Source organism: Mesorhizobium sp. Cs1299R1N1, from assembly GCF_037179655.1.
Taxonomy (GTDB): Bacteria; Pseudomonadota; Alphaproteobacteria; order Rhizobiales; family Rhizobiaceae; genus Mesorhizobium; species Mesorhizobium salmacidum.
Map to the genome: position 1 here is coordinate 1 of NZ_JAPYKR010000057.1, position 4,648 is coordinate 4,648.

Sequence of the window (4,648 nt, forward strand, 5' to 3'; positions counted from 1 at the left end):
CACGAGATCGACAATGTCCGGCAAGTCATCGGTAGCGGCCGGATCGGTGCGCTTCATAAAATGGCGGGGAGTGCCCATCAATCTCGTTATCGGAATGTCATGGCGTACGATTCTTTGCGGCCTAAGGTGCGATCTACGAGCCGATTTGTCCACCAACGATCACCTGCAAAACGCGCAGCACTTTGTTGCTGTCGCACGCGACGTTGCCCGCGCGCGTCCTGTCGCTCGCGGGTTGCAGGGGGCAACTTCGAGGTCGCCGTTTCAGCGCGGCGCGTTTCCGGATCCGACTGGAGTGCCCGGCAGCCAGAGCCGTGTCTCGGCGGATGACTGAGCGGGTGTCGCGCCACCGTGATGTGCGCTGAGCTGAATTCCAAGCCCGGGGGAAGGCTGCCGCGAGGCGGGGATGAGCCGAACGCGGGAGAGGCTTCATGGCGAAAACCTGTTGCGGGATTACCGGGATTTCCGTATATTCCGGAACAAAGGAGTATGACCGATGAGTTCCACCGTCACCGCCGCCGAAGTCTCCAAGAATTTCGGTGCCTATCAGGACGCCGCCGTGCGCGAGCCGGTGGTAATCACCAAAAACGGCCGTCCGCGCACCGTACTGATGGCCTATGAGGATTTTTTGCGGCTGTCGAAGCGCGACCGTCGCGTCCAGCGCACGGTCGATCTGAATGAGGCCGAGATCGCCGCGGTCGAAGCCTCGGAGATGACGCCGGAGGGTGAGCAACTCAACGCCTCCGGCGGCAAGCATGCTGCCGGCTGAAGTCCGGGTCGGCTGGGTTTTTCGCTACGCCTACCTGTGGGACTGGCAGCACCGCGAAGGCCGGGAGGAGGGCGACAAGGACCGCCCCTGCCTGGTCCTGGCGATCGTCCTGACGACGGAGGAGGGCCAGCCGGTGGTGCGCGTCTTGCCGATCACGCATACGCCGCCGGATGATCCGGCCGACGCGGTCGAGATTCCGCCCGAGGTCAAGAACCGCCTGCGGCTCGACGACGAGCGCTCGTGGATCGTGCTGACCGAAAGCAACCGCTTTGTCTGGCCGGGGCCGGATCTGCGCGCCGTCGACAGCGAGAGCGGCTATTACGGCGCGCTCACGCCGGGCCTGTTCGCCACGGTGAAGCATCGCTTCGTGGCGATCGCCCGCGGCGAGGTTGCGACCGGGCCGCACCGGAGCGTGGCGCGAACGGAGTGACGTCCGCCGGCGGCGGCCGAGTGCTTGCGGAAGAGGGGGGCAGGCCCTGTGCGGTCGGCTGGAGCGGAATTCGTGAGACTGTGTGCGCAGTGCGAGGCTGGCTTCCGCTCGGCTAAAGAGCCCGGCAAATCGCCGCCGCCGAACACGAGATCAACGAGAGGATGCCAGCCTTGGCTGCGCGAGATTTCGTCCGCAAGCCCGGTCGGCGTGGATTTTGGCGTTCTGCTCGATCACAGAGGCTGTTCGCTCGCCCCTGTCCGGGGATGGGCGTTGCGGAAACCCGCGAAATGCGCTATCGTCCTCATCAGTCGTCGGGCGGGATGAACATCGTCCCGCCGAGATTTCAGCGGCGACAAGCCGTCGGGACCGACGACAAGCAGGGCGGCCTTCGCCGCACCAAAATCTTTTCATTTCCGGTCGAAAAACGCCTCCCAGGTGGGGGATTCCGGCATTTTGCCAAAACGAACGATAAGGCAACATTATCGTTCGTTTTGTCTTCCCGACAGGCTGTGCGTTTTGGCGCGACATCGATGGCGCAAAGCGCACGCGCGATTTACCCTCCAAGATCATGATTCGCCTCGATCCCCTCGCCGCCAGTCCATTGGCCGCCAGCTCCACCGCGCCGTCAACCGTCCCGGCCTGGGCGCTCCCACCAGGCGGCGCGCCCAATGACGCGGACGCCGCTTTCCAGGCCGGCGCCGCCCTGGGTGCCCTCGACACACTTGCCCGGGCAGAGCATTCCTGGGCTGGTGCCTGGCGGCAACGGCTGGCGCTTCGCAGTGCCGCCGCCAGCATGCGGCTCGCTGGCCGCGCCGAGGACGAGGCCGCGCTGCGCGATGCCTGGCAGCTTTGCCCGGCCGGCGCCGATCCCGGCCCCGCCGGCGCCATTTTGGGCGCCTGGCGGCAGTTGGCCGCGCAGCCGCCCATCGCCAACGCCGACAGGCTCGAAAAGATCGTCGACCAGCTTGGTCTCCACTGGGACGGCGCGGCGCTCGCCGACCTGTGCACGGAAATCGAAAATCTGGCTACGTCGCGTCGCTCGGCACCATTCGCCGCCGCGGCGATTGCCGCTCATGTCGTCGCGACGCGGCCCGACTCCAAGCTTTTGGCCTGGTGGCTGGCCGACCTGGTGCTGGCGCAAAACCTGCGCTGGCCGCGGCCGCTGCCGTTGTTGGTGACCCAGGTTTTTTCGCCGGCGTTCCGCGCCGAAGCCGGCGGCAAGCGCATCGGACCCGGTGAAAAAGGTTTTGAGCGGGCGGTCTGCGGCGCGCTGGTTCAGGCGGCGGCCGACGCGTGCCGGCGGGGCGCCGAGCTGTCGCGCCGCACCGAAAGACTGCTAGCGGTGGTGCCGAAACTGCGCGCGAAAGGCGCCGGCGACGTGATTTTTTTGTTGCTGAATGAAGATGCCGTTTCCGGCTCGCTGACGACCAAAAACCTGTCGCGCTTTGCGGCGCGGCGGCTGTTCGAGCGGCTGCAACACCTCGACGCCGTGCGCGAGCTGTCGGGGCGGTCATCGTTCCGGCTGTTCGGGCTTTAGCGATGGCCGAGACGGCGAGCGACGAAAGGGTGAAAAAAAATGTCCAGCGAATGCTGGTCGACACCGAGCTTGAGCACCTGCCGCCGGAGCTGCGCTGGCGCGAATGGATGGGCCGCGTCGAAGCGGTGATTTTTGCGGCAAATGAACCGGTGACACGTAGTGTTCTCGCGCGGGTGGTGGGCAAGAACTGCAATCTCGATCTCGTCATCGACGACATCCGCACCGAGCTCGCCGGCCGCCCCTATGAGCTGGTGTCCGTCGCCGGCGGCTGGCAACACCGGACCAAAAAGGCTTTTGGGGACGTCATCCGCAGTGCATTTGGCACGGCCGGGCAGGAGGCGAAAGAATTATCGCAGGCGGAGGCGCTCGTGCTGATGTGCATTGCCTATTTCCAGCCGATCACGCGTGGCGAGCTGTCGAGCTTTTTCGGCAAGGAGGTGTCGCGCGACCTGATCGGCGTGCTGCGCGCGCAGGCGCTCATCGCGTCGGGTCCGCGCAGCCCGCAGCCGGGCGCGCCTTACACCTATGTGACGACGAAAACCTTCCTGTCGCAGTTCGGGCTCGACACGCTGCGCCAGCTGCCGGATTTCGAGGCGCTCGAGGACGCCGGGCTGCTGTCGAAGGAAAAGCTGCTGGCCGGCGATATCCCTACTGGGCTGGTGGGCGGGGAGGGCGATTGCGAGAAAGAGGCAGAGGACGATGTGGTTGAAGACCCACTGTCTTGACTCCTCGTTGCGCATTGCAACCACATCCCCCAAGTGTCGCAGCAGGGCGCGCGCGAACTGGTGGGTGCGGTTTCAGTTTGCGCGAGATGACGGGCCACGGAAGTTTGCGGGCGCGCGGGGGCTCATTCAGGGTCAGAAAAAAAGGGCGCAATCGTGCGCTAGTGGCGAAAATGGTTGGGGTTGCCATTGCCGCTCTGTTGCGAGCTATCGGCGTAAATTTGGCTTGTGTGCCCTGGCATAGAGGTTGGGCGTCGCCTCGGCCTCAATGAGGTCGATCCCAGATCCAGATTGGCCGCGCAGAATGGACAACGCGCCGCAATCGTCGCGTTCCTGCTCGACCATCCCAACACGTCCTCCGATGAAGTCGACCTGCTGGCACGCATCAAGCTCCGCCCAGAAGCCATCTGTCGCAACCAGCAGTGGCCGATCGTCGAGTTGGATCGAATTCAGATCAGGAGCAATGAAGCGCTTCGAGCGGAAGCTACGCGTGAGCCTGTGACGTGCGGGATCTTTCGCGACACTCTCGATCGCCGCGGGTAGCAGCGGATTGGCGAGCGTATGCGGCTGCGTCAGCCATGCGATCCGTCCATCGTCTTCTAGTCGGCCTACCAGGCAATCGCCTGCATGCAGCACCAGCGCTAGGCCCGTCGCTTCAAGGTGCAGAAGGGAGTAGCTGGCTGAATCGGCGCGAAAGTCCGTCGCGAGCGCTGCGTGGATCTGCGAAGCTGCGCGATCAGGGCGTCGGCGGTCACCTCTTCAATCCCGGTTACGAACCAGTCGACCATGCGGCGCGCAATCTCGCGCGCAAAATCGCCGCTGGCTGACCCCGATGTTGATCCATCGAGAACGATGGCCAGGACGGCGTCGCCGCGGATGCCTATGCCAGCATGGTCTCGGTTGTCGGCAGTCCGCGTCCCATGCCGGCAATGCCACCGGAATTGCCAGGTCATGTCAGTGCGTATCCAGGGTGCTGATCTTGACCAGCCGCTCGTAAACGATGTCGACACGGCCCGCCGGTCCGCGAATGTTTCCCTCCAGGAAATGGTCGAAGTTCGGATCCTCGAGCAGCGCCGCAATCTGTTCGGCGATGTAGACCCGGATCTCCGGCTCGCCGCTCGCGATCTCCTCGACGAGCTCCTCCCGCCCATCGACCAGAAGGAGAATGTCCTCGGCATCGCGGCTGCCGATGA

Annotated in this window: 6 protein-coding genes and 1 pseudogene; 4 read left to right on the forward strand and 3 right to left on the reverse strand. The window is 64.7% G+C overall.

The features are described from left to right. The first annotated feature begins 493 nt into the window (after positions 1-493). From O7A70_RS33430 to scpB, 4 genes are all read left to right on the forward strand, one after another. A complete protein-coding gene (locus tag O7A70_RS33430; RefSeq protein ID WP_337144145.1) occupies positions 494-766 on the forward strand; it encodes a type II toxin-antitoxin system Phd/YefM family antitoxin in 273 nt (90 codons plus the stop codon). Next, positions 753-1,196, forward strand: coding sequence for a plasmid maintenance toxin (PemK-like) (locus O7A70_RS33435; protein ID WP_337144146.1), 444 nt, complete (start codon positions 753-755; stop codon positions 1,194-1,196). Before O7A70_RS33430 ends, O7A70_RS33435 begins: the two co-directional genes overlap by 14 nt. A 568-nt stretch (positions 1,197-1,764) precedes the next feature. Continuing rightward, complete coding sequence (locus O7A70_RS33440) at positions 1,765-2,733, forward strand: DUF1403 family protein (protein WP_337144147.1); 969 nt, start codon at positions 1,765-1,767, stop codon at positions 2,731-2,733. Positions 2,734-2,735: 2 nt separating this feature from the next. Continuing rightward, positions 2,736-3,458, forward strand: a complete 723-nt coding sequence (gene scpB, locus O7A70_RS33445) for an SMC-Scp complex subunit ScpB (protein WP_337144148.1) — start codon at positions 2,736-2,738, stop codon at positions 3,456-3,458. A 204-nt stretch (positions 3,459-3,662) separates the two neighbouring features. Here scpB and O7A70_RS33450 read toward each other — a convergent pair whose 3' ends face one another. The 3 genes and pseudogenes from O7A70_RS33450 to O7A70_RS33460 all read right to left on the reverse strand — a co-directional run. After that, complete coding sequence (locus tag O7A70_RS33450) at positions 3,663-4,091, reverse strand: hypothetical protein (RefSeq protein ID WP_337144149.1); 429 nt, start codon at positions 4,089-4,091, stop codon at positions 3,663-3,665. A 5-nt stretch (positions 4,092-4,096) separates the two neighbouring features. After that, the gene (locus tag O7A70_RS33455) at positions 4,097-4,408 is read right to left on the reverse strand and encodes a hypothetical protein (RefSeq protein ID WP_337144150.1); all 312 of its coding nucleotides are present in this window, start codon (positions 4,406-4,408) and stop codon (positions 4,097-4,099) included. A gap of 1 nt (position 4,409) precedes the next feature. Then, positions 4,410-4,648 (reverse strand): annotated as a pseudogene (locus tag O7A70_RS33460) (hypothetical protein); the annotation flags it as partial.

Bases quoted from the DNA above. Each gene is read 5' to 3' on its own strand.
- O7A70_RS33430 (WP_337144145.1), top strand. From the start codon at position 494: ATGAGTTCCACCGTCACCGCCGCCGAAGTCTCCAAGAATTTCGGTGCC.
- O7A70_RS33435 (WP_337144146.1), top strand. From the start codon at position 753: ATGCTGCCGGCTGAAGTCCGGGTCGGCTGGGTTTTTCGCTACGCCTAC.
- O7A70_RS33440 (WP_337144147.1), top strand. From the start codon at position 1,765: ATGATTCGCCTCGATCCCCTCGCCGCCAGTCCATTGGCCGCCAGCTCC.
- scpB (WP_337144148.1), top strand. From the start codon at position 2,736: ATGGCCGAGACGGCGAGCGACGAAAGGGTGAAAAAAAATGTCCAGCGA.
- O7A70_RS33455 (WP_337144150.1), bottom strand. From the start codon at position 4,408: ATGACCTGGCAATTCCGGTGGCATTGCCGGCATGGGACGCGGACTGCC.